This is a genomic window from Ruegeria meonggei (assembly GCF_900172215.1).
Taxonomy (GTDB): Bacteria; Pseudomonadota; Alphaproteobacteria; order Rhodobacterales; family Rhodobacteraceae; genus Ruegeria; species Ruegeria meonggei.
This window is the reverse complement of record NZ_FWFP01000009.1, coordinates 70,443-89,527: the sequence shown is the minus strand read 5'-3', so window position 1 is coordinate 89,527 and position 19,085 is coordinate 70,443. Positions and strand designations below refer to the sequence as shown.

23 protein-coding genes are annotated in these 19,085 nt (G+C 59.1%); 4 read left to right on the top strand and 19 right to left on the bottom strand.

Translation table 11 applies throughout. The features are described from left to right. Nucleotides 1–17 precede the first annotated feature (17 nt). From infB to pip, 6 genes are all read right to left on the bottom strand, one after another. Nucleotides 18–2,501 carry a translation initiation factor IF-2 gene (gene infB / locus RUM8411_RS15260; protein WP_085823588.1) on the bottom strand — a complete coding sequence of 828 codons (2,484 nt, stop codon included), beginning with the start codon at nucleotides 2,499–2,501 and terminating at the stop codon, nucleotides 18–20. A gap of 8 nt (nucleotides 2,502–2,509) precedes the next feature. Beyond that, nucleotides 2,510–3,133 (bottom strand): RNA-binding protein, encoded by a 624-nt coding sequence (locus RUM8411_RS15255; protein ID WP_085823587.1) that lies wholly within the window; start codon nucleotides 3,131–3,133, stop codon nucleotides 2,510–2,512. A gap of 22 nt (nucleotides 3,134–3,155) precedes the next feature. Beyond that, nucleotides 3,156–4,769, bottom strand: a complete 1,614-nt coding sequence (gene nusA, locus RUM8411_RS15250) for a transcription termination factor NusA (RefSeq protein WP_085823586.1) — start codon at nucleotides 4,767–4,769, stop codon at nucleotides 3,156–3,158. After that, nucleotides 4,769–5,359, bottom strand: a complete 591-nt coding sequence (gene rimP / locus RUM8411_RS15245; protein ID WP_085823585.1) for a ribosome maturation factor RimP — start codon at nucleotides 5,357–5,359, stop codon at nucleotides 4,769–4,771. Before rimP ends, nusA begins: the two co-directional genes overlap by 1 nt. Nucleotides 5,360–5,518: 159 nt before the next feature. Further along, nucleotides 5,519–6,340: an ABC transporter substrate-binding protein gene (locus tag RUM8411_RS15240; protein WP_085823584.1), complete on the bottom strand. Its 822-nt coding sequence runs from the start codon at nucleotides 6,338–6,340 to the stop codon at nucleotides 5,519–5,521. Next, complete coding sequence (gene pip, locus RUM8411_RS15235; RefSeq protein WP_085823583.1) at nucleotides 6,337–7,314, bottom strand: prolyl aminopeptidase; 978 nt, start codon at nucleotides 7,312–7,314, stop codon at nucleotides 6,337–6,339. The genes RUM8411_RS15240 and pip overlap by 4 nt, the downstream gene beginning before the upstream one ends. Nucleotides 7,315–7,362: 48 nt before the next feature. Between pip and ubiG the strand changes: the two genes are divergently transcribed. After that, nucleotides 7,363–8,109 carry a bifunctional 2-polyprenyl-6-hydroxyphenol methylase/3-demethylubiquinol 3-O-methyltransferase UbiG gene (ubiG, locus tag RUM8411_RS15230; RefSeq protein ID WP_085823582.1) on the top strand — a complete coding sequence of 249 codons (747 nt, stop codon included), beginning with the start codon at nucleotides 7,363–7,365 and terminating at the stop codon, nucleotides 8,107–8,109. A gap of 2 nt (nucleotides 8,110–8,111) precedes the next feature. Here the strand turns inward: ubiG and RUM8411_RS15225 are convergent, their stop codons facing one another. Genes RUM8411_RS15225 through RUM8411_RS15210 form a run of 4 tightly spaced genes read right to left on the bottom strand, consistent with a single transcriptional unit; the run spans nucleotide 8,112 to nucleotide 10,420 of the window. After that, nucleotides 8,112–8,552 carry a MarR family winged helix-turn-helix transcriptional regulator gene (locus RUM8411_RS15225; protein WP_085823581.1) on the bottom strand — a complete coding sequence of 147 codons (441 nt, stop codon included), beginning with the start codon at nucleotides 8,550–8,552 and terminating at the stop codon, nucleotides 8,112–8,114. A gap of 14 nt (nucleotides 8,553–8,566) precedes the next feature. Continuing rightward, complete coding sequence (locus tag RUM8411_RS15220) at nucleotides 8,567–9,397, bottom strand: carbon-nitrogen hydrolase family protein (protein WP_085823580.1); 831 nt, start codon at nucleotides 9,395–9,397, stop codon at nucleotides 8,567–8,569. Next, nucleotides 9,397–9,654, bottom strand: coding sequence for a glutaredoxin 3 (grxC, locus tag RUM8411_RS15215; RefSeq protein ID WP_085823579.1), 258 nt, complete (start codon nucleotides 9,652–9,654; stop codon nucleotides 9,397–9,399). Before grxC ends, RUM8411_RS15220 begins: the two co-directional genes overlap by 1 nt. Nucleotides 9,655–9,691: 37 nt before the next feature. Then, nucleotides 9,692–10,420 (bottom strand): ComF family protein, encoded by a 729-nt coding sequence (locus RUM8411_RS15210; RefSeq protein ID WP_085823578.1) that lies wholly within the window; start codon nucleotides 10,418–10,420, stop codon nucleotides 9,692–9,694. A gap of 16 nt (nucleotides 10,421–10,436) precedes the next feature. Here RUM8411_RS15210 and RUM8411_RS15205 point away from each other — a divergent pair, with 16 nt between their 5' ends. Together RUM8411_RS15205 and hemH are read left to right on the top strand one after the other, a co-directional pair. Continuing rightward, a complete protein-coding gene (locus tag RUM8411_RS15205) occupies nucleotides 10,437–11,267 on the top strand; it encodes a methyltransferase domain-containing protein (RefSeq protein WP_085823577.1) in 831 nt (276 codons plus the stop codon). Nucleotides 11,268–11,324: 57 nt separating this feature from the next. Further along, nucleotides 11,325–12,374: a ferrochelatase gene (gene hemH, locus RUM8411_RS15200; RefSeq protein ID WP_085823576.1), complete on the top strand. Its 1,050-nt coding sequence runs from the start codon at nucleotides 11,325–11,327 to the stop codon at nucleotides 12,372–12,374. Between the two features lie 76 nt (nucleotides 12,375–12,450). On the opposite strand, the gene RUM8411_RS15195 is transcribed toward hemH, so the two are convergent. Together RUM8411_RS15195 and RUM8411_RS15190 are read right to left on the bottom strand one after the other, a co-directional pair. Then, entirely contained in the window at nucleotides 12,451–12,633 is a 183-nt protein-coding gene (locus RUM8411_RS15195; RefSeq protein ID WP_085823694.1) for a hypothetical protein, read from the bottom strand. A gap of 140 nt (nucleotides 12,634–12,773) precedes the next feature. Continuing rightward, entirely contained in the window at nucleotides 12,774–13,373 is a 600-nt protein-coding gene (locus RUM8411_RS15190; RefSeq protein WP_085823575.1) for a L,D-transpeptidase, read from the bottom strand. Between the two features lie 169 nt (nucleotides 13,374–13,542). On the opposite strand from RUM8411_RS15190, the gene dalA reads away from it, so the two are divergent. After that, the gene (gene dalA, locus RUM8411_RS15185) at nucleotides 13,543–14,058 is read left to right on the top strand and encodes a divisome-associated lipoprotein DalA (RefSeq protein WP_085823574.1); all 516 of its coding nucleotides are present in this window, start codon (nucleotides 13,543–13,545) and stop codon (nucleotides 14,056–14,058) included. Nucleotides 14,059–14,134: 76 nt separating this feature from the next. Here the strand turns inward: dalA and RUM8411_RS15180 are convergent, their stop codons facing one another. From RUM8411_RS15180 to RUM8411_RS15150, 7 genes are all read right to left on the bottom strand, one after another. After that, entirely contained in the window at nucleotides 14,135–14,599 is a 465-nt protein-coding gene (locus tag RUM8411_RS15180; protein ID WP_085823573.1) for a PTS sugar transporter subunit IIA, read from the bottom strand. 62 nt (nucleotides 14,600–14,661) lie between these two features. Further along, nucleotides 14,662–15,225, bottom strand: coding sequence for a ribosome hibernation-promoting factor, HPF/YfiA family (gene hpf, locus RUM8411_RS15175; protein WP_085823572.1), 564 nt, complete (start codon nucleotides 15,223–15,225; stop codon nucleotides 14,662–14,664). Nucleotides 15,226–15,477: 252 nt separating this feature from the next. After that, on the bottom strand, nucleotides 15,478–16,236 hold the full coding sequence (lptB, locus tag RUM8411_RS15170; RefSeq protein ID WP_085823571.1) for an LPS export ABC transporter ATP-binding protein: 759 nt from the start codon (nucleotides 16,234–16,236) through the stop codon (nucleotides 15,478–15,480). Then, complete coding sequence (locus RUM8411_RS15165; RefSeq protein ID WP_234995251.1) at nucleotides 16,236–16,649, bottom strand: LptA/OstA family protein; 414 nt, start codon at nucleotides 16,647–16,649, stop codon at nucleotides 16,236–16,238. Before RUM8411_RS15165 ends, lptB begins: the two co-directional genes overlap by 1 nt. Before the next feature lie 81 nt (nucleotides 16,650–16,730). Continuing rightward, nucleotides 16,731–17,330 (bottom strand): LPS export ABC transporter periplasmic protein LptC, encoded by a 600-nt coding sequence (gene lptC / locus RUM8411_RS15160; RefSeq protein ID WP_085823569.1) that lies wholly within the window; start codon nucleotides 17,328–17,330, stop codon nucleotides 16,731–16,733. A gap of 15 nt (nucleotides 17,331–17,345) precedes the next feature. Beyond that, nucleotides 17,346–18,314 (bottom strand): KpsF/GutQ family sugar-phosphate isomerase, encoded by a 969-nt coding sequence (locus tag RUM8411_RS15155; RefSeq protein ID WP_085823568.1) that lies wholly within the window; start codon nucleotides 18,312–18,314, stop codon nucleotides 17,346–17,348. Next, entirely contained in the window at nucleotides 18,311–18,925 is a 615-nt protein-coding gene (locus RUM8411_RS15150; RefSeq protein ID WP_085823567.1) for a ribonuclease D, read from the bottom strand. Before RUM8411_RS15150 ends, RUM8411_RS15155 begins: the two co-directional genes overlap by 4 nt. Between the last annotated feature and the right edge of the window lie 160 nt (nucleotides 18,926–19,085).

Genomic DNA, 19,085 nt, shown 5'->3' with positions numbered 1-19,085 from the left:
TCTATTGTGGAACCGAATTAGTCCAGCGTGCGGGTTACCTCTTCGCGTTCGAAGATTTCGATCACATCGCCTGCGCGGATATCATCGTAGTTCTCGAACGCCATACCGCATTCCTGACCTGACTGAACCTCGGCCACTTCGTCCTTGAAGCGTTTGAGTGTCTTCAGCGTGCCTTCGTGGATCACCACGTTGTCGCGCAGCAGGCGGACGCCTGCGGAACGACGCGCCACGCCTTCGGTGACCAAACAGCCAGCAACTTTGCCGACGCCGGTAACCTTGAAGACTTCGCGAATCTCGGCGTAGCCGATGAACTTTTCGCGGATCTCGGCGCTCAGCAGGCCCGATGCGGCGGCTTTTACGTCGTCGACCAGATCGTAGATCACCGAGTAGTAACGGATTTCCACGCCCTTCTGGTTGGCCGTGTTCCGCGCCGACGCATTGGCACGCACGTTAAAGCCCAGGATCGGCGCGCCGGATGCTTCGGCCAGGCCGACATCCGTTTCGGTGATCGCACCAACGCCCGAATGCAGCACGCGCACGCGCACCTCGTCGTTGCCGATCTTCTCCATCGCCTGAACGATGGCCTCAGCCGAGCCCTGAACGTCTGCTTTCATCAGAATTGGCAGTTCGTTGACGTTCTCGTCTTCCTTGGCCTTCTGCATCAGCTGCTCAAGGGTGGTCGCGGCACCAGCGGCAGCGCGTTTGTCCTTGGCGGCCTGTTCGCGGTATTCCGCGATCTCGCGGGCCTGCGCTTCCGTCTCGGTGACGTTCAGCACGTCCCCGGCCTCGGGCGTGCCGTTCAGACCCAGAACCTCGACCGGGACCGAGGGGCCAGCTTCCTTGACGCGTTCGCCCTTGTCGTTGATCAGCGCACGAACCTTACCGTACTGCTCACCCACAACGAAGATATCACCCTGACGCAGCGTGCCGTTCTGAACCAGAACGGTGGCGACGGGTCCACGGCCCACATCCAGCTGCGCTTCGATCACGGCACCTTGGGCGGCGCGATTCGGGTTGGCTTTCAGCTCCAGAATCTCGGATTGCAGCGCGATGGCTTCCAGCAGCTCGCCCAGACCCTGACCGGTGATTGCAGAGACTTCGACGTCCTGAACTTCACCCGACATTTTCTCGACGATCACTTCATGCTGCAGCAGATCGGTACGGACCTTGTCCGGGTCTGCGCCCGGCTTGTCGACCTTGTTGATCGCCACAATCATCGGCACTTCGGCCGCCTTGGCGTGATTGATCGCCTCGATCGTCTGCGGCATCACTGCGTCATCGGCAGCCACAACCAGAACCACGATATCCGTGACCTGAGCCCCGCGCGAGCGCATCGAGGTAAAGGCCGCGTGACCCGGTGTGTCCAGGAAGGACAGCGTGGTGCCACTATCGGTTTTCACCTGATAGGCACCGATATGCTGGGTGATACCCCCGGCCTCGCCTGCCACAACCCGCGCGTCACGGATCGCATCCAGCAACGAGGTCTTACCATGGTCGACGTGACCCATGATGGTAATGACCGGCGGACGCGGCTGCAGGTCTTTGTCGTCGTCTTCTGCTTCTTTGATGACGTCCTCGACATCCGAATCAGAGACACGGGTCACCTTGTGACCGAATTCTTCGATGATCAGCTCGGCCGTATCAGCATCAATGGTCTGGTTCTGCGTGACCATCATGCCCATGTTCATCAGCGACTTGACGACATCTGACACACGCTCGGCCATACGGTTGGCCAGTTCGGACACCAGAATCGCCTCAGGCAGCTGCACATCGCGGATCACCTTTTCCCGCTCGACCGTGCCACCCATCGCCTTTTGACGGGCACGTTCCTGCTTGCGCTTCATCGCCGCCATCGAGCGATGGCGATTGCCTTCGCCGCCCGTGGCCTGACCCAGTGTCAGCTTACCGGACCGGCGGTTGTCATCACGGCCTTTGCCACGATTGCCGCGCTGTTCACGCTCGCGATCGTTTTTCCGCGGTGTTGCAGCCGGCGCAGGTTTGTTGGCCGGGCTGCGCGGAGCAGCGGCCTTGGGTTCTGCCGGTGCAGCCGGAGCGGCAGCGCGTTGGGCCGCAATTTCGGCCTCTTTGCGCTTGCGGTCTTCTTCTTCGGCCTTGGCACGGGCACGTTCTTCAGCTTCGCGCTGTTCGCGTTCCTTGGCCTCTTGTTCCGCGCGGCGACGGGCGCGTTCTTCTTCACGCGCCTTTTCCGCCGCTTCACGCTGGGCGGCCTCTTCGGTCTCACGCGCTTTGGCGGCCTGCAAGGCTTTCATGCGGCGCGCCATTTCAGCGTCAGAGATGCCCGCCGGGCGACGCGACGGATCACCCGAAGGCGTAGCACCGCCACCCGGTTTGCTGGCACCCGGCTTGGGGACCACCACGCGCTTGCGTTTGGTTTCCACCACGACATTCTTGGTGCGTCCGTGGCTGAAACTCTGTTTCACATTTCCGGGGCGTGCCCCGCCACGAAGACCCAATGTCTTTTTGCCGTCATTATCGCTCATAAAGCTTTTTACCCTTCCGTGCGGCCCCTGCCGCCGTCATCCGTTTCGCGCAAGCCACGCAGGCGCTGCGCTTCCTCTACAACACGTTTGGCGAGTCCGCCAGAGGCCAGCGCCGCATGAATCACGGTTTGGCGCCCAAATGCCGCCCCCAGTTCATCCGCGGTCAACCAGCCGATGTATTTTCCAAAGTGCGGCGTGCTTAACTTCGACTTGCCGCGCCCTGATCCATCAACAGCCTGAAGCAAGACCTGAGCTTCTTCCCGGTCCAGCCACGTCTTGACCTTTTCATAGCCCGCGACCGCATCGCCGGACTTGCGCGCCAGGCTAAGCAGTTCAACCACACGGCGCGCGATTTGCTTTTCGACCTCATCGGCCAGATCCGCGGGCACCGTTACTTGCGCTTTGAACCCGCGTGCGAACAGCTTCTTGCTCACCGCCTTGTCCAGCGCAGCGCGTTCTGCTGCCACATAAACCCCGCGCCCTGGCAGTTTTGCCGCGACATCCGGATAGACCTGCCCGTCCGGCCCGGCCACAAAGCGGATCAGCCCATATCTGGGCTGAACCTCGCCCGTGGCAATGCACTTGCGTTCGGGTCCGTCAGACCGATCCTTATGGACGCCACCGCGACCCATGCTCGTGACCCGAGACCTGAGATCAGGCCTCGGCTTCCTCTTCAGCAACTTCGCCGTCTTCTTCGGCTTGTTCCAGTTCAGCCGGATCAACCCAACCCAGCATGATGCGCGCGGTCATGACCATATCCTGCGCCTCTTCCAGCGCTATGCCGAAAGGCTCCAGAACACCGTCATCCTTGATGCGTTCACCATCGACCGTGGTCCAGCCGCCTGCCAGTTCCCAGTCAGCACAGGTGGCAAAGTCTTCCAGCGTTTTCACGTCGTCTTTTGCCAATGCCTCTACCATTTGGGGCGTCAGGCCTTCAAATTCAATAAGGCTGTCCTCGACACCCAGCGCGCGCGCTGCATCCAGTGCCGCCTTGGCCTGTGCTTCCAGGTGTTCACGGGCACGGGTCTGCAACTCTTGCGCAGTGCCTTCGTCGACACCGTCGATCACCAGCAACTCGTCAAGTTCGACATACGCGACCTCTTCGAGGTTGGTGAACCCTTCCGACACCAGCAGCTGAGCGAAGAATTCGTCCAGATCCAAGCTTTCCATGAACAGACCGGTCCGGGCTTCGAATTCCTTCTGACGGCGGGCCGATTCCTCGGCCTCGGTCATGATGTCAATGTCCAGATTGGTCAGCTGGCTGGCCAGACGCACGTTTTGACCACGACGACCGATGGCAAGGCTCAGCTGTTCTTCAGGAACCACAACTTCGATCTTGCCAGCTTCTTCGTCCAGGACCACCTTTGAGACCTCGGCGGGTTGCAACGCGTTCACCAGGAAGGTCGGCTGATCTTCGTTCCACGGAATGATGTCGATCTTTTCGCCCTGCAGCTCGTTCACAACGGCCTGCACGCGGCTGCCGCGCATACCAACGCAGGCACCGACGGGGTCGATGGATCCGTCATACGAGATCACAGCGATCTTGGCACGCGAACCGGGGTCACGGGCCACAGCTTTGACCTCGATGATGCCGTCATAGATTTCCGGCACTTCCATCTTGAACAGTTCGGCCATGAATTCCGGCGCGGTGCGCGACAGGAAGATCTGGTGGCCACGCACCTCGCGGCGAACCTCTTTGATATAGGCGCGCACACGGTCGTTGGGGCGATAGCTTTCGCGGCCGATCTTGTCGTTGCGGCGCAGAACGGCCTCAGCACCGCCCAGATCGACGATGACATTGCCAAACTCTTCGCGTTTGACGGCCCCGTTGATGATGGTGCCGGCGCGGTCCTTGAATTCTTCGTACTGACGGTCGCGTTCAGCTTCGCGGACCTTTTGCAGAATCACCTGCTTGGCCGACTGGGCGGCAATCCGGCCCATTTCGACCGGAGGAACTTCTTCGACATAGACGTTACCGACTTCGGGCGCTTCCATGTACTGCTTGGCCTGCTCGACGGTCATCTCGGCCTGATAGTTCTCCAACTCTTCATCCTCGACCACAGTGCGGACGCGGGTAAAGGTTGCCTTGCCGGTTTTGCGGTCGATCGACACGCGGATGTCCATCTCAGCGCCATAGCGGCTCTTGGCGGCACGGGCGAGCGATTCCTCCATCGCCTCGACAACCAGACCGGGGTCGATCATCTTTTCGCGGGCCACGGCCTCGGCGGTCTGCAGCAGCTCCAGCTGGTTGGCTGAGGTGATTGCCATCAGTTCGTCTCCTCTTCGGACCCTTCGGTCTCAATCTCGTCGAAAGCGTTTTCGTTCAGGGCACCGGCGTCTTTGCGCTGGCGCAGCATTTCTTTGATCAGATCATCGGTCAGGACCAGTTTGGCGTCACTCAGCCAGTCGAATTGAAGGCCGATTGTGATCGTCTCTTCCCCTTCGGCGATGTTGATCAGGACCTCATCGCCTTCGATCCCAGCCAGTTCGCCTTTGAAACGGCGGCGGCCGTCGATCAGCTCGGCGGTTTCAATCTTGGCCTCATATCCTTCGAACATCTCAAAATCCTTGAGACGAGTCAGAGGGCGGTCAATGCCGGGGCTGGACACTTCCAGCGTATAGGCGTCCAGGATCGGGTCCTCGACGTCCAGCGTGGCGCTGACCGCGTTCGAGATTTCGGCGCAATCATCCACCTCAATCCCGCCATCGGGCTTGTCGGCCATGATCTGCAATGTGGTCAGCTTGCCGCTCATCAGGCGAATACGGACGAGTTCATATCCCAGATCCTCGATCACGGGGATCAGAATCTCGGCCAGTCGCCGGTCGAGGGCTGCTTTGGCTATCAAGTCGTTTGTCATCTGGGTCTCTACCCTGTCAGTCGGGCACAAAAAAACGGGCGCGCGGCCCGTCGAAATTTCCGGTGGAGCCCCGGACCTTAGTCCGACACGCCGCTGTTGAAACTGCATATACGCAGGGTTTCCCGAGTCTGCAACCCCTAGCAGGAAACGTGATCAGAATTACGCCCGCCACCACCGTTCAGCCATGCGCCCATCATCCAGCGCGCGGCCCGCGCCGATCTGCCGCGGCATTCCCACATGCGGGGCCACGGCCAGGGCCATATGCGATTCGCCGGGGTGAAACCGCAGGCCACGTTGTCCTTTCAAATCGTCGGATTCAGGCAGGGCTGCAATATCGACATAGCCGTCCCGCAGGGCTTCGGCCCTGACACGGGCATCGGGGATGACGATGATCTCGAACGTCTCGGCCCAGCCCGACTGGCCTTGTTTGTAATGCCCCGCCACCTTGCGGGCCAGGAAATGCCGGTCATCCTCGGCCCGCTCGACCCGGTAACACCCGGTGCCGTTGGCTGTGTGCAGCGGGGTGACCCCCTGTCCGGCACGCGGGATGACAAACCGGCTGTCGGCCAGCAGGAACGGCAGGCCCGGATTGGCCTCGGCCAGATCCAGCCGCACTGCGCCATGCGACAGCGCCTCGGCCCGGCCAACTTCGTTCAGAACCGCCAGAACATCGCTGACCTCGAGCAGTGCGCCGTCGTCAAAAGATACGCCTTCGCGCAGATCGAAGTGCCAGACCTGCGCATCGCTGTCCGTATGCCAGCCGGTTGCCAATTCGCCACGCAAGGTGCCATCCGGGGCGATCTCGGTCAGGGTGTCGAACACGGCGCCGCGCGCCACCAATTCCAGACTGTCATCGCGCGGAACGGCCAGCCGCAGGGCGCCGCCCGATTTCGGCGTATCCGCCAATGAGGCCCCCGTGGCCGCCAGCAACGCAGCAGCAGCACCCGAGGCGAACAAAGCACGGCGGTCAATCCGGGTCATGCCACCCCCTCAGCCACACGATCCATGGTGCGGACCAGTTCGGCGCTTATTCCGGGTTCAGACAGGGCGTGCCCGGCCTGACGGATCATTTTGACTTCGGCATCGGGCCAGCGTTCGGCCAGGTTCCACGCGGCCTGCGGCGGGCAGATCATGTCATAACGCCCTTGCACGATATGGCCGGGGATATGGGCAATCTTGTCCATCTGATCCAGGATCTGACCGTCTTTTTCAAGAAAAGCTGCGTTGATGAAATAGTGATTCTCAAGCCGCGCAAAAGCGCGGGCATATTCACCGGGGCTTTCGCCTGTCGCGCCATGCGAATGGATCGACGCCAGCGCGTTTTCCCATGCCGACCATGCCCGCGCGTACAGGATTTCCGTCGCACGGTCGCCTGAGAACAGACGCTTGTTATACGCACCGATCGTGTCGGACAGTTCGGCTTTGGTCAGCAGCGCTGTGAACTTGGCCCATTGCTCGGGCCAGAACTTGCCTGCGCCGCCGCCATAAAACCAGTCCAGCTCGGACTGGGTCGCCAGAAACACGCCACGCAACACCAGACGATTCACGCGATCGGGATGGGCCTGCGCATAAATCAACGCCAGGGTCGCACCCCAGCTGCCGCCAAACACGGTCCAGTCGTCGATATCCAACAGGGTGCGCAGCCGTTCGATATCGGTCACCAGATGCCAGGTTGTGTTGTCTGTGACCGACGCGTGCGGACGCGAGCGTCCACAGCCTCTCTGATCAAAAAGAATCACCCGAAATATACTTGGATCAAAGTAACGCCGCATCGCCGGGCTGCATCCGCCGCCCGGGCCGCCATGCAGAACAACAACCGGCACCCCATTGGGATTGCCGCATTGCTCCATATAAATACGGTGCCCGTCGCCCACATCCACCATGCGCTGATCGAACGGGTCGATCGGCGGATACAGATATTGAACTGCGCGCTTTTGGTCCGGGTACTTGTCCATTATGGCCCTATATAGTCCTTACAACTAAAAGAGCACACGGAGACAGGAATGCAAGCGCATCCGAACACGGTGGACCCGTCCGAGATCGCAAAATTCGAGGCAATGGCTGCGGAATGGTGGGATCCTCACGGAAAATTCAAACCTTTGCACATGCTGAACCCCTGTCGTCTGGATTACATCACGCAGCAGATCGCGGGTGAATTTGACCGCGATCTAAAGGCGCCGAAGCCGTTCGAGGGCCTGCGCCTGCTGGATATCGGCTGCGGCGGCGGATTGCTGAGCGAGCCTATGGCCCGACTGGGGGCCGAGGTCGTGGGTGCCGATGCCGCCGAGGGCAACCTGCCAGTTGCGCTTATCCACGCCGAACAATCGGGTCTTGAGATCGACTATCGACACACCACGGCCGAGGCCATGGCGGCCGCAGGTGAACAGTTTGATGTAATTCTGAACATGGAGGTGGTCGAACACGTCGCCGATCCTCTCAGTTTCCTGACTGCAGCGCAGGACCTGTTGAAACCTGGCGGGTTGCAGGTCTGTTCAACCATCAACCGCAACCCGAAATCCTACGCGATGGCCATTTTCGGGGCCGAGGTCGTCATGCGCTGGCTGCCGCGCGGCACGCATGAGTGGAACAAGTTCATCACCCCCGACGAGCTGTTCGACCTGCTACGCCAGGCCGGGCTGGACCCGGTGGATCGCAAGGGATTCGTGTTCAACCCGATCCTGTGGAGCTGGTCGATCTCGGACCGCGATTTGAGCGTGAATTACGTCACCGCCAGTGTGAAACCGGGCTGATGTTACTCACCTTCTAACTGCAACCGTAAATCCCGCAGCACCGGGAGTGTGCTGCGCACCCGCTCCTGCCCCAATTCATCAACAACGCGATTGATCAGCGGTGCGATCGCAGAAATCGCCTGATCACGCGCCCTGCGACCCGCGGGGCTGATCGCCACCATTTTGCGCCGCGCATCGTCCCAATCGGGACGGATATGGATGTATCCGGCCCATTCCAGTTTGGCCAATGTGTTGGTCATGGCGCCACGCGTGACATGAAAGGTGCTGGCCAGTTGCGCCGGGCTGCGCTCGTCTCCCACGAAGACCAGATGGTTCAGCACCGAAAAATGCGAGATTTCCATGCCCTTGGGCAGCACCCGGCTAAGCCGGTTCCGCAATAACTGATCGGCGGTCAGGATCTCGCTGAACAGCGTGACCGCCAGGGCATTGGTATCTTCTGTCATCGTCCGGTTCTGAATCAGGGCCCATCAAAGGAACGGGCATGCGTCAATGAGGGCACACGGCGGCGCGCCTCTGTCACAGAACTATCATCCAAATCGAAAATGTGAATGCCCGGATCGGTGCCTGCGTCGATGACGACCTCTCCCCACGGGGCCACAACCATGCTGTGACCATGGGTATACCGCGTCTTTCCGCAGGTTTTGGGATGCGTGCCGGTCTGAGCCGGGGCGAGGACCCAGCAGGTGTTTTCAATCGCCCGCGCCCGCAGCAGGGATTCCCAATGGGCCGCGCCGGTCACTGGCGAAAACGCCGCCGGAACCGTCAGGATGCGCGCACCCGCCTGCGCCAGCGCCGCGTATAAGGGAGGAAAGCGAATGTCATAGCAGATGGTCATGCCGACTGTGCCGAACTCTGTCTTAGCCATCACCGCACTGCTGCCAGGTCGGTAGTTCTTGGATTCGCGGAAGGTCTCGGATTCGGTGACCGCCACATCGAACATATGAATTTTGTCGTACCGCGCCACGATCTGCCCCTGCGGGCCAATCATGAAGGACCGGTTGGCAAAACGCCCATCGGCATCGTGGGTCTTGATGGCCAGCGAGCCGATCAGCAACCACACTCCAAACTCAGCGGCCAATGCGCGCAGGCCAGCCAGTGAGGCATCGTTTTCTTCGTGCTGCAAAACTTCGCGCTGCCGCGTCGTGCTGGTGGACACGCAATTCGTCACCTCTGGCGTGAGGATGAACTGCGCGCCCTGCGCTGTAGCCTCGGCCATCATGGCGTGAACCGTCCTTAGATTATCGGCCGGATCGTCTGACGAGGTGATCTGCAGCAGCGCGGTTTTCATCAGGCTGCCAGCAGGGTATCCAGCTTGCCCTGACGCTCCAGCTCATACAGCTCGTCACAACCGCCCACATGCGTGGTTCCGACAAAGATCTGCGGCACGGTCCGCTTGCCGCCTGCACGCTGGATCATCTCGGGCTTGCGTTTTGGGTGCATCAGCACGTCGACCTCTTTGAATTCGACGCCTTTCTGTTTCAACAGACGTTTCGCCGCGTGGCAAAAGCCGCATAGCGGCGAGGTATAGATTTCAACCGGTTTCATATTCCGTTCCCTCGGGTTTCGCATAATCTTGAGCGAATTAGGTATCCTTAGCAACGCGCGCCAGAGCCAACACGGAAATATGATTTGCACCGGATGCAAGGCAGACACGCGCACAGGCCGCCAGAGTCGCGCCCGAGGTCATGACGTCATCCACCAACAAAACATCCCGGCCCTGCATCAACCGGGTGCGTTTCGGATGGGCAATAATCGCCCGTGACAGGATTTCCGCGCGCTGTGACGCGGTCTTTCCATCCAGAACCGGCGTGCGGCTTCGGCGCACCAGCAGGTCCGGACAAACCTCGAGGCCGGTTTGACGCCCCAGATGTTGGGCCAACAGGGCAGACTGGTTGTACCGCCGCTTCACCAATCGGGACCAATGCAGCGGCACCGGTGCGATCAGCATATCCTTGCGCAGCAGATCCCGCCCTGCCTGCGCCATCCAACGGGCCGCCGGACGGGCCAGTTCGGGCCGGTCCCCGTGTTTCAGGGCCAGGATCAGCGACCGCGCCTTGCCGTCATACAACAGCGCTGCACGGCCGTCCCGCCACGGGCGCGGCGTTTTCATGCAATCATCACACTCGATCCGATGGCCGTCCGTCTCACCCGGCAAAGGTACGCCGCAGCTTTCGCAAATCACCCCTCCGATAAAGGGCGTGTCACGCCAACAACAACCACACAGGCCAAAATCGGCTTCGGTCAGGTCTCCGCATCCCAGACAGCGTGGCGGATAGATCAGCTCAACAGCGGTTTGAATCCGCTGCCACATGCGATAGTTGCGCCTTATGAAACTGCCTGAGTCCAACGCACCCTCATTGTTTGACCGCCCGGCCGTCACCCGGCATCGCGCCCGCGCGCGGGACGAGGCTCTGTTTCTGCACCGTGCCGCCGTGGACGAGGTGCAGGATCGACTGTCCATGGTTAACAAAACCTTTACGGCCTCGGCGATCGTGACGCCGTTTGCACATATCTGGCAGGCGGATTTACCCAAGGCGCAGATCGTTGCCGACGATGAGGTGCTGAATTTGACCCCTGGCGCATACGATCTGGTGATTCACGCCATGGCACTGCACTGGGCCAATGATCCTGTGGGTCAGCTGATTCAATGCCACCGCGCTCTGCGCCCTGACGGATTGCTGCTGGTGATCTGCCTGGGTGGAGAAACCCTGCATGAGCTGCGCACGGCTTTGGGACAGGCCGAGATCGAAGTGACCGGTGGACTCAGTCCCCGCGTTGCGCCCATGGCCGAGCTCCGCGATCTGGGTGGGTTGCTGCAACGGGCGGGCCTGGCTCTGCCAGTGGCGGATACCGCCAGGCTGACGGCAGAATACCGCGATCTTACTCATCTGATGCACGATCTGCGCGCGATGGGTGAGGCCAACAGCCTTGCCGGCCGCCTGAAACACGTGACCCGGCGGCAGGTTTTCGGCAAAGCCCAGCAGATTTATGCCGACCATTTCGCCACACCAGATGGGCGCTTGAAGGCCACGTTCGAACTGACCTGCCTGACCGGTTGGGCGCCCGATGACAGCCAGCAAAAACCGATGCGTCCGGGATCGGCTCAGATGCGCCTTGCGGATGCTTTGGGCACAAAAGAGGGCAAACTGTCCGATTGACGATTGGGCAATTCCGGTTATCTCAGCCCAAAGCAAGGAAATCTCAGGAAGTGAAACATGTTTGACGCCACTCGCCCCGATCACGCACCGGCCGACCACCCCAAGGTCAAAATGGGCCGTGTTGGCATCCTGCTGGCCAATCTGGGAACGCCGGACGATTACAGCTATTGGCCGATGCGTCGCTATCTGAATGAGTTTCTGTCAGACCAGCGGGTGATCGACTACCCCAAGTGGAAATGGCAGCCGATTCTGCAGGGGATCATCCTGACCAAACGGCCCTTCAGCTCGGGCGAGGCGTACAAGTCGATCTGGAACCATGACAAGGGCGAAAGCCCGCTGATGACAATCACCAAGGACCAGACCGCCAAGATGCGTGATGCGATGCAGGCCCGCTATGGCGATCGGGTGATGGTGGATTTCTGCATGCGCTATGGCAATCCGTCGACCAAATCCAAAGTACAGGAAATGGTGGCCGCGGGTTGCAATCGCATCCTATTCTTCCCGCTGTATCCGCAATATGCGGGTGCCACGACCGCCACCGCCAACGATCAGTTCTTTCGCGCCCTGATGGATGAAACCTGGCAACCGGCCAGCCGTACCGTACCCGCCTATTTCGACGAGCCGGCCTATATCGACGCGCTGGCAGGGTCGGTTGAAAGAGCCTATGCAGCGATGGAGACGAAGCCCGACATCCTTGTTTGCTCGTATCACGGTATGCCACAGCGTTATCTGCAGCAAGGTGATCCCTATCACTGCCAATGCGCGAAAACGAGCCGACTGCTGAAAGAACGGCTGGGTTGGTCGGACGAGCAACTGGTTTCCACCTTCCAATCGCGATTCGGACCCGAGGAATGGCTGCAACCGTATACGGTCGAACATGTGGCCGAGTTGGCGCGCCTGGGTAAGAAGAACATCGCCGTCATTGCACCGGCTTTTTCCGCCGATTGCATCGAAACGCTGGAAGAGATCAACGAAGAGATCAAGGAAAGCTTCGAAGAGGCCGGTGGCCAGAGTTTTACCTATATCACCTGCCTGAACGACGATGATTCGCATATCGCGGCGCTGGGCAAGGTGATCGAAGATAATCTGAAAGGGTGGCTGGACTGACCGGCCCGCTACAATCTGGCATGAAAAAAGGCGGTGGAGCGATCCACCGCCTTTTCTCTAGTTGATGCTTGTCGAATTAGCTTGCTGCAACAGCAGCGGCAACTACGACCAGCAGGATCAGCGGCAGGAGGATACCCTGCGACGAACCCTGTGTTTCTTCAACTACAACCGGTGCCTCAACAATCGGCTCTTCCAGGTTGCCGGCATAAGCCGTCGATGCAGCAGCAGTCAGAGCCGCGGCGAGAACGAGTTTCTTCATATTAACCTCCAGAATTTGCGCGGCTCCGAATAGTGAAACCGCACACCCAAGACTTACCTCGTGCTTTTTTTCTAACCAGCTATCTGACTGGAATGCAATTGCAACTTGCGCCGCAAGCAGGTTCGTGCGCGAAAATGTCGTCAAATAAGCAACACTTGCGTGCCGACCTTCGCCATCGAGAACAGCTCGGCGATATCGTCGTTGAACAGACCGATACAGCCGTTTGAAGATCTGCGCCCAATCTTGCGCGTATCATGGGTCCCATGGATGCGGTAATACTTCCAGCTCAGATACAAAGCATGTGTTCCCAATGGGTTATCAGGACCTGCCGGAATATGATCCGGCCATTCCGGATTTCGCTTTTTCATTGACGGGGTCGGCGACCAACTTGGGCCTTCGACTTTGCGGATAACACTGGTGCGACCGCGACGTGTCAGCTCTTCGGTCAGGGGAACCGACGACGGATAGAGTTTGTACACGGTTTGATCATCTGACCAGTAATGCAGCGCGCGTGACACGGTATCGACCAGAATGGCACCGTTATTGGTGTTCGAGAAGTAGGGCTGCCAGTCCAGCGCCCGGAACCCCGAAATATTGCGGCGCACCTGTGGTTCTGCCTCGGGCGCGGGGCGCAGCGGATCGCCCGGCGTATACTGGGCGATAGCGGGCGAAGCCAGCAAAGCCGACGCCCCGGCCATGAAACTACGGCGGGTTGAAAAGCGAATGTGTTTTTTGACCATGTCGAACGGTCCTTTGCTAAGGCTGAACTAAAAATCTGGCCCATATTATTGCCAGAATGCTTCAGTCGCAAATCAAACCGGCAGAATCACGCAAAACAACGCCATTGTCCGTTTGCTCAAGGCGTCTGGTCGCGCTATGCCCTAGGATAGCACAATAATCAGGTCAATCATGACGCGTATCCTTTCTTTTCTGTTCGTTTGCCTTGTCGCGCTGAGCGCATGTACCACTGGCAGCACCCCAACCTATGGGTCGGATGGCCAGCCCTTGCCCTCGGTCTACAAAATCCGGGGCAACCCCGAAAAGCTCCAATTCCGCATGCTTGATTCGGTCAACGCATTGCGACAGGCGCAAGGTCTGCAATCTGTGCAGTTGAATTCACAGCTGAACGCAGCCGCGGCCACGCATTCCAAGGACATGGCCCGCCAGAACCGTCCCTGGCACTTTGGCTCGGACGGGTCGTCGCCATTGGATCGCGCGCAGCGCGTTGGGTATTTCGGCACCCTCCTGGGTGAGGCGATTGCAGAAACCTACGAGACCGAGACTGAAACACTGGCCGCCTGGATGCAGGAACCCGGCCCCCGGTCGGTAATTATGGACTCAAAAGCCACACAGATGGGTTTTGCCTGGCATCAGGAAAGTGGCGGCAAAATCTGGTGGACGCTGGAAATGGGATCCGGCGGCTGATCTTCACCCCCCCTAAATGAATAAAGCTCCCGATTTTCGGGAGCTTTATTATTTGCCAATTTGGATTCTGCGGGGATTAAGCCGCTTGCATCGACTGCGCTTCGGTCAATATGGCATACAGTTTGACCGGATCGGGGTTGGCGCGAAGCTTTACGCACACGGATGTGTCGCGCAAGGTGCGGGACACCAGCGCCAAGGCTTTCAGGTGATCCACACCCGCCTCTTCCGGGGCAAACAGCGCAAACGCAATATCGACCGGCTGCCGGTCGACCGAGCCAAAATCGATCGGCTTTTCCAGCATCACAAACACGCCGGACACTGTTGACAGCTCTGCCATACGGGCGTGCGGCAGGGCTACTCCGTGGCCAACGCCGGTTGGCCCCAAGCTTTCGCGTTCCAGCAGGCCATCAACAACAATCTGTGCGTCCAGGGCCAGCGCCGCCTCAGCGACATCAGCTATTTCCTGAAACAACCGCTTCTTGCTGGAAGCGGCGGATAATACACGTACTGCTTCGGGCTTCAGTATGCTCGAAAGCTCCATGATCACGCTCCATGGCGAGGCCCCTGCAGGTAGCAGGGGCGTGCCTTTGCTATTCTTGCCTGTTACGGATCGATCCAGCCGATATTCCCGTCTTCACGACGATACACGACATTCAATCCGTCCTTGTTTTCATTCCGGAACACCAGCACCGGGGCACCAGCGAGTTCCATCTGCATAACGGCTTCACCAACACTCAACGATGGAATCTTGGTTTCCATCTCGGCCACAATCATCGGCTGCAAAGAGTCGGGTTCATCAGCCGATTCCGATTCGTCAGAGGCGAGGATATAAGAGGAAGCTCCAAAGAGTTCAACCGGCTCGGCGCGATCCTTGTGGTGGTCCTTCAGGCGGCGTTTGTACCGGCGCAATTGGGTTTCCATCTTGTCGCAGCAAGCCTCAAACGCTGCGTAGATTTCGATGGCATGCGCTTTGGCCTGCGCCGTCAGGCCGGTGGAAAGATGCACAGTGGTTTCGCATACATATTCATGCGCAGAACGGGAAAAGACGACATTGGCGTCGGTCGGACGCTGGGCATATTTGCCAACAACCTCGCCTAGCTCGGTCTGCACATGATTCTGTAGTGCTTCGCCAATGTCGATCTGTTTTCCGCTGATTTGGTAACGCATGTGATCTCCTTCACTATTCACACCCATTCTGACGTCATGCAATATGACGTAGTTGTTTTTATCGGGTGGGGGACATCGGCATATCTTGCGGTAACCGAAATGTACGCCCTTCAAAGAAGGAGCATCGTGATCCAGACGGGAACCGAAGAAATGCCATGACCCAATTGAGGCAAGAGACGGCGGGAGAGTCAATCAAAACAGGTGTGTATATACGTGATTTCCGCCATGCGTCCGGCGCATTTCCGCGCAAGCTCATGAAATCCTGAAATTTTCACCAAGATAGACACGGCGCACATTTTCATTTTCCACCACTTCATCCGGGGTGCCGGACATAAGCACCTGCCCGTCGTGCAGGATGTAGGCGCGGTCCACGATCTCTAGGGTTTCACGCACATTGTGATCGGTGATCAGAACGCCGATGCCGCGTTTTTTCAGGTCAGCGACAAGGTGGCGGATATCGCCTACGCTGATTGGGTCGACACCGGCAAATGGTTCGTCCAACAGCAGGTATTTCGGATCAGCTGCCAGACAGCGTGCGATCTCGACCCGGCGACGCTCGCCGCCGGACAAGGCAAGCGCTGGTGCCCGGCGCAGGTGCTCAATCGAGAAATCCGACAGCAGTTCTTCCAGCCGCTCTTTGCGGCGGTGCGCGTGGCTGACGGTGATGTCCAGAACGGCCGAGATATTGTCTTCGACGCTCATGCCGCGAAAAATCGACATTTCTTGGGGCAAATACCCGATACCCAGTCGCGCACGGCGATACATCGGCAGCGTGGTTACCGTCTGCCCGTCAATCGTGACTGAGCCGGCCTCAGGGAATACCAGCCCGGCCACGGAATAGAACGTCGTGGTCTTGCCCGACCCGTTTGGCCCAAGAAGGGCTACAACTTCGGACCGGTCCAGCGTCATCGAGACGTCCCGGATCACTGTTTTCTTACGATAGGATTTCCGCAGCTTTTCGATCCTGAGACCGGAATTGCCCTCAGCCACGGTCAGACTTGGCCGTGCCATCAGTTTTGCCCTTGCTGCAGAATGGTTTTCACGTTGCCGATCATCGTCGCCGTGCCGGCGGTCAGGTCGGCATCCATCTGATCGCCAGTGATCGTGCTGGGCCCCTGTGTCAGCAGCACATTGCCCTTCATGACGATCACACCTGAATCGATGGTGTACTCTGCCCAGTCGCCTTCGGCTGCATCGGGGGGGCTGATCAGGACCACATCCTCGGTCGCCTCCATCCGTTCAATGCCCGAGCGGTCTTCGTTGTAGATCACCAGCACACGTTCCGCCGTCAGGCGCATTTCGCCCTGAATAACGATCACATTGCCCAGAAACTCGGCCGAGCCGTCCTCCTGGTTGACGTTCAGTTTCTCCGAGGTCACCTCAACCGGCAGGCTGGGATCGGCTTTAACCGCTCCGAACGCCACCTGAGTCTCTTGCGCGGACGCAGAGACGGCACCGGCTAAAAGGGCACAACACACAAGGACAAAACGAAAATCGTACACAGGTTATCTTTCTGTTTTTTCAGGCTCGTATACCAGCTTCACGCCGTCTGTAAAAATAATATGGACCGGACCGTCTTTTTTTTCTGTGCCAAAGGTCATGCGCCCCGCGGTGAAATTGCCGATAATCCCGGTTCCGTTGACCTGACCGGGGGTATCGCCGCGTATTTCGTCCAGTGAGGTGTTCAGCAAATCGGTGGTGATTTCGGTCCCGTCAGTCGAGGTGATGACCACGTCGCCGACAAATGTTGCGGTATTCTTGTCGGGGCGGATCAGGCCAGAATTGGAATCCAGCGTGATGACACCGCCGTCAGACAGGCCCAGACGGCCGCGAAATTCAGCCGCAGTGGGGATTGCCCCTTCGGTTCCCTGCGAGGCCCGGATCGCCTCGATCTGAACCTCTTCGCCTTTGCGCGTGGTGCCGCGGTAGTTGGGCTGGGTCACCACCTGATCGGCCAATCGTTTGTCGATATCCTGCTGAGTGAAAGGAACAGTCACGTTGGTTTCGATACTGCGTGACAATAAAAACACGGTAGACAGCATCAAAATGGCCACCAGAGGCAGCACCACTTTGAAGAACTGAACCATGCGTGAGTGACCGTCCACCGCCCTGCCCCCTGTCTAACCCAGGCCGACGCGCAGGCAATCGTGGATGTGCAGCACCCCTTCAGGCTGAGCCTCTGCGCCGGGACCCACCACAAAAAGCGAGGTGATCTTGCGGTCATTCATGATCGAGACCGCCTCTTCCGCGAGGGCGTCCGGGCCGATTGTGGTTGGGTTTGCCGTCATCACCTGCCGGGTGGTCTTGTCCAAAAGCCCGTCCATATGGCGGCGCAGGTCACCATCGGTGATGATCCCGGCCAGTTGACCCTGTTCGTCGGTCACCCCCGCCACGCCAAAGCCCTTTTGGCTGATCTCGATCAATGCGTCGCTCATAGGGGTTTCCGCCGCCACTAACGGCAGGGCGGATCCGGTATGCATCAGGTCGCGCACCGTGCTGAGCTGCGCACCCAGCTTGCCACCGGGGTGGAAGGCGCGGAAATCCTCGGGCTTGAAATCGCGATGTTTCATCAACGCAATCGCCAGCGCATCACCCATGGCCAGTGTCAGTGTGGTCGAGATCGACGGCACCATACCAAACCCGCAGGCCTCGCCCATGGACGGGATCAGCAGATGCACATCCGCCTGTGTCATCAGCGTGCTTTCCGGTTTGCTGGACAGGCCGATCAGCGGAATGCCAAAGCGGCGGGTAAAGGCCAGCATATTCACCAGTTCCGGTGCCTCGCCCGAGTTCGAGATCGCCAGCACAACGTCACCTTTTGACACCATGCCCAGATCGCCATGACTAGCCTCGGCCGGGTGCACGAAATAAGCGGGCGTGCCAGTGCTGGCCAGCGTGGCGGCAATCTTGTGGCCGATATGGCCCGACTTGCCGATGCCGCTAATGATAATCCGGCCAGGGGCCTGCAGGATCAGTTGCACCGCCTCGGCAAAGTGCTCATCCAAACTCTCGGCCAGCACGTCCAGCGCGCGGGCCTCGTCGGTGACAACCTGTCGGGCGGTTTTCAGGAATGCTTCGGTATCGGTCATGAGTGCGCAAAAATATCCGTTTCGGGCCAACCGGCAAGGTCCAGCTTCGCACGCATCGGCAGGAAATCAAAACAGGCCTGCGCCATCTCGGTCCGGCCTTCGCGGGCCAGACGCCCGTCCAGCGCGTCGCGCAGTTGGTGCAGGTACAAAACATCCGAGGCCGCATAATCCAGCTGTGCGGTGGTCAGGGTTTCGGCGCCCCAGTCGCTCATCTGTTGTTGTTTTGAGATATCGACGCCGATCAGTTCCTGACACAGGTTTTTCAACCCGTGGCGGTCGGTATAGGTGCGCACCAGACGGCTGGCGATTTTGGTGCAATAGACCGGTGCCGCCAGCGCGCCAAAGGCGTGATACATGGCGGCGATATCGAACCGGCCAAAATGGAACAGTTTCAGCACATCCGGATCTTCCAGCATGGCGCACAGATTCGGAGCCTTGGTCTGGCCGATCTCAACCTGCACAATATGGCTGTTGCCATCGCCCCCTGACATCTGGATCACGCACAGGCGGTCACGATGCGGGTTCAGCCCCATGGTTTCGCAGTCAATGGCCACAACAGGGCCCATATCCAACCCGTCCGGCAGGTCGTTTTGATAGAGATGGTTCACCACGGGGTCTTCCTTTATGCGATATCGCCCCCGAGATAGGAGGTTTGATCCGTAAACTCAACGCTATCAATAGAATGCGGCCAAGATGCGCGGATTTCTTGACCCCGAAGCCATTGACGGGACAATAGGAAATGCAGGCACCGCGCCGTAGGGTCACAGGATT

What these genes read in the sequence shown, in the direction of transcription:
- infB (WP_085823588.1), bottom strand. Translation starts at nt 2,501, where the DNA reads ATGAGCGATAATGACGGCAAAAAGACATTGGGTCTTCGTGGCGGGGCA.
- RUM8411_RS15255 (WP_085823587.1), bottom strand. Translation starts at nt 3,133, where the DNA reads ATGGGTCGCGGTGGCGTCCATAAGGATCGGTCTGACGGACCCGAACGC.
- nusA (WP_085823586.1), bottom strand. Translation starts at nt 4,769, where the DNA reads ATGGCAATCACCTCAGCCAACCAGCTGGAGCTGCTGCAGACCGCCGAG.
- rimP (WP_085823585.1), bottom strand. Translation starts at nt 5,359, where the DNA reads ATGACAAACGACTTGATAGCCAAAGCAGCCCTCGACCGGCGACTGGCC.
- RUM8411_RS15240 (WP_085823584.1), bottom strand. Translation starts at nt 6,340, where the DNA reads ATGACCCGGATTGACCGCCGTGCTTTGTTCGCCTCGGGTGCTGCTGCT.
- pip (WP_085823583.1), bottom strand. Translation starts at nt 7,314, where the DNA reads ATGGACAAGTACCCGGACCAAAAGCGCGCAGTTCAATATCTGTATCCG.
- ubiG (WP_085823582.1), top strand. Translation starts at nt 7,363, where the DNA reads ATGCAAGCGCATCCGAACACGGTGGACCCGTCCGAGATCGCAAAATTC.
- RUM8411_RS15225 (WP_085823581.1), bottom strand. Translation starts at nt 8,552, where the DNA reads ATGACAGAAGATACCAATGCCCTGGCGGTCACGCTGTTCAGCGAGATC.
- RUM8411_RS15220 (WP_085823580.1), bottom strand. Translation starts at nt 9,397, where the DNA reads ATGAAAACCGCGCTGCTGCAGATCACCTCGTCAGACGATCCGGCCGAT.
- grxC (WP_085823579.1), bottom strand. Translation starts at nt 9,654, where the DNA reads ATGAAACCGGTTGAAATCTATACCTCGCCGCTATGCGGCTTTTGCCAC.
- RUM8411_RS15210 (WP_085823578.1), bottom strand. Translation starts at nt 10,420, where the DNA reads ATGTGGCAGCGGATTCAAACCGCTGTTGAGCTGATCTATCCGCCACGC.
- RUM8411_RS15205 (WP_085823577.1), top strand. Translation starts at nt 10,437, where the DNA reads ATGAAACTGCCTGAGTCCAACGCACCCTCATTGTTTGACCGCCCGGCC.
- hemH (WP_085823576.1), top strand. Translation starts at nt 11,325, where the DNA reads ATGTTTGACGCCACTCGCCCCGATCACGCACCGGCCGACCACCCCAAG.
- RUM8411_RS15195 (WP_085823694.1), bottom strand. Translation starts at nt 12,633, where the DNA reads ATGAAGAAACTCGTTCTCGCCGCGGCTCTGACTGCTGCTGCATCGACG.
- RUM8411_RS15190 (WP_085823575.1), bottom strand. Translation starts at nt 13,373, where the DNA reads ATGGTCAAAAAACACATTCGCTTTTCAACCCGCCGTAGTTTCATGGCC.
- dalA (WP_085823574.1), top strand. Translation starts at nt 13,543, where the DNA reads ATGACGCGTATCCTTTCTTTTCTGTTCGTTTGCCTTGTCGCGCTGAGC.
- RUM8411_RS15180 (WP_085823573.1), bottom strand. Translation starts at nt 14,599, where the DNA reads ATGGAGCTTTCGAGCATACTGAAGCCCGAAGCAGTACGTGTATTATCC.
- hpf (WP_085823572.1), bottom strand. Translation starts at nt 15,225, where the DNA reads ATGCGTTACCAAATCAGCGGAAAACAGATCGACATTGGCGAAGCACTA.
- lptB (WP_085823571.1), bottom strand. Translation starts at nt 16,236, where the DNA reads ATGGCACGGCCAAGTCTGACCGTGGCTGAGGGCAATTCCGGTCTCAGG.
- RUM8411_RS15155 (WP_085823568.1), bottom strand. Translation starts at nt 18,314, where the DNA reads ATGACCGATACCGAAGCATTCCTGAAAACCGCCCGACAGGTTGTCACC.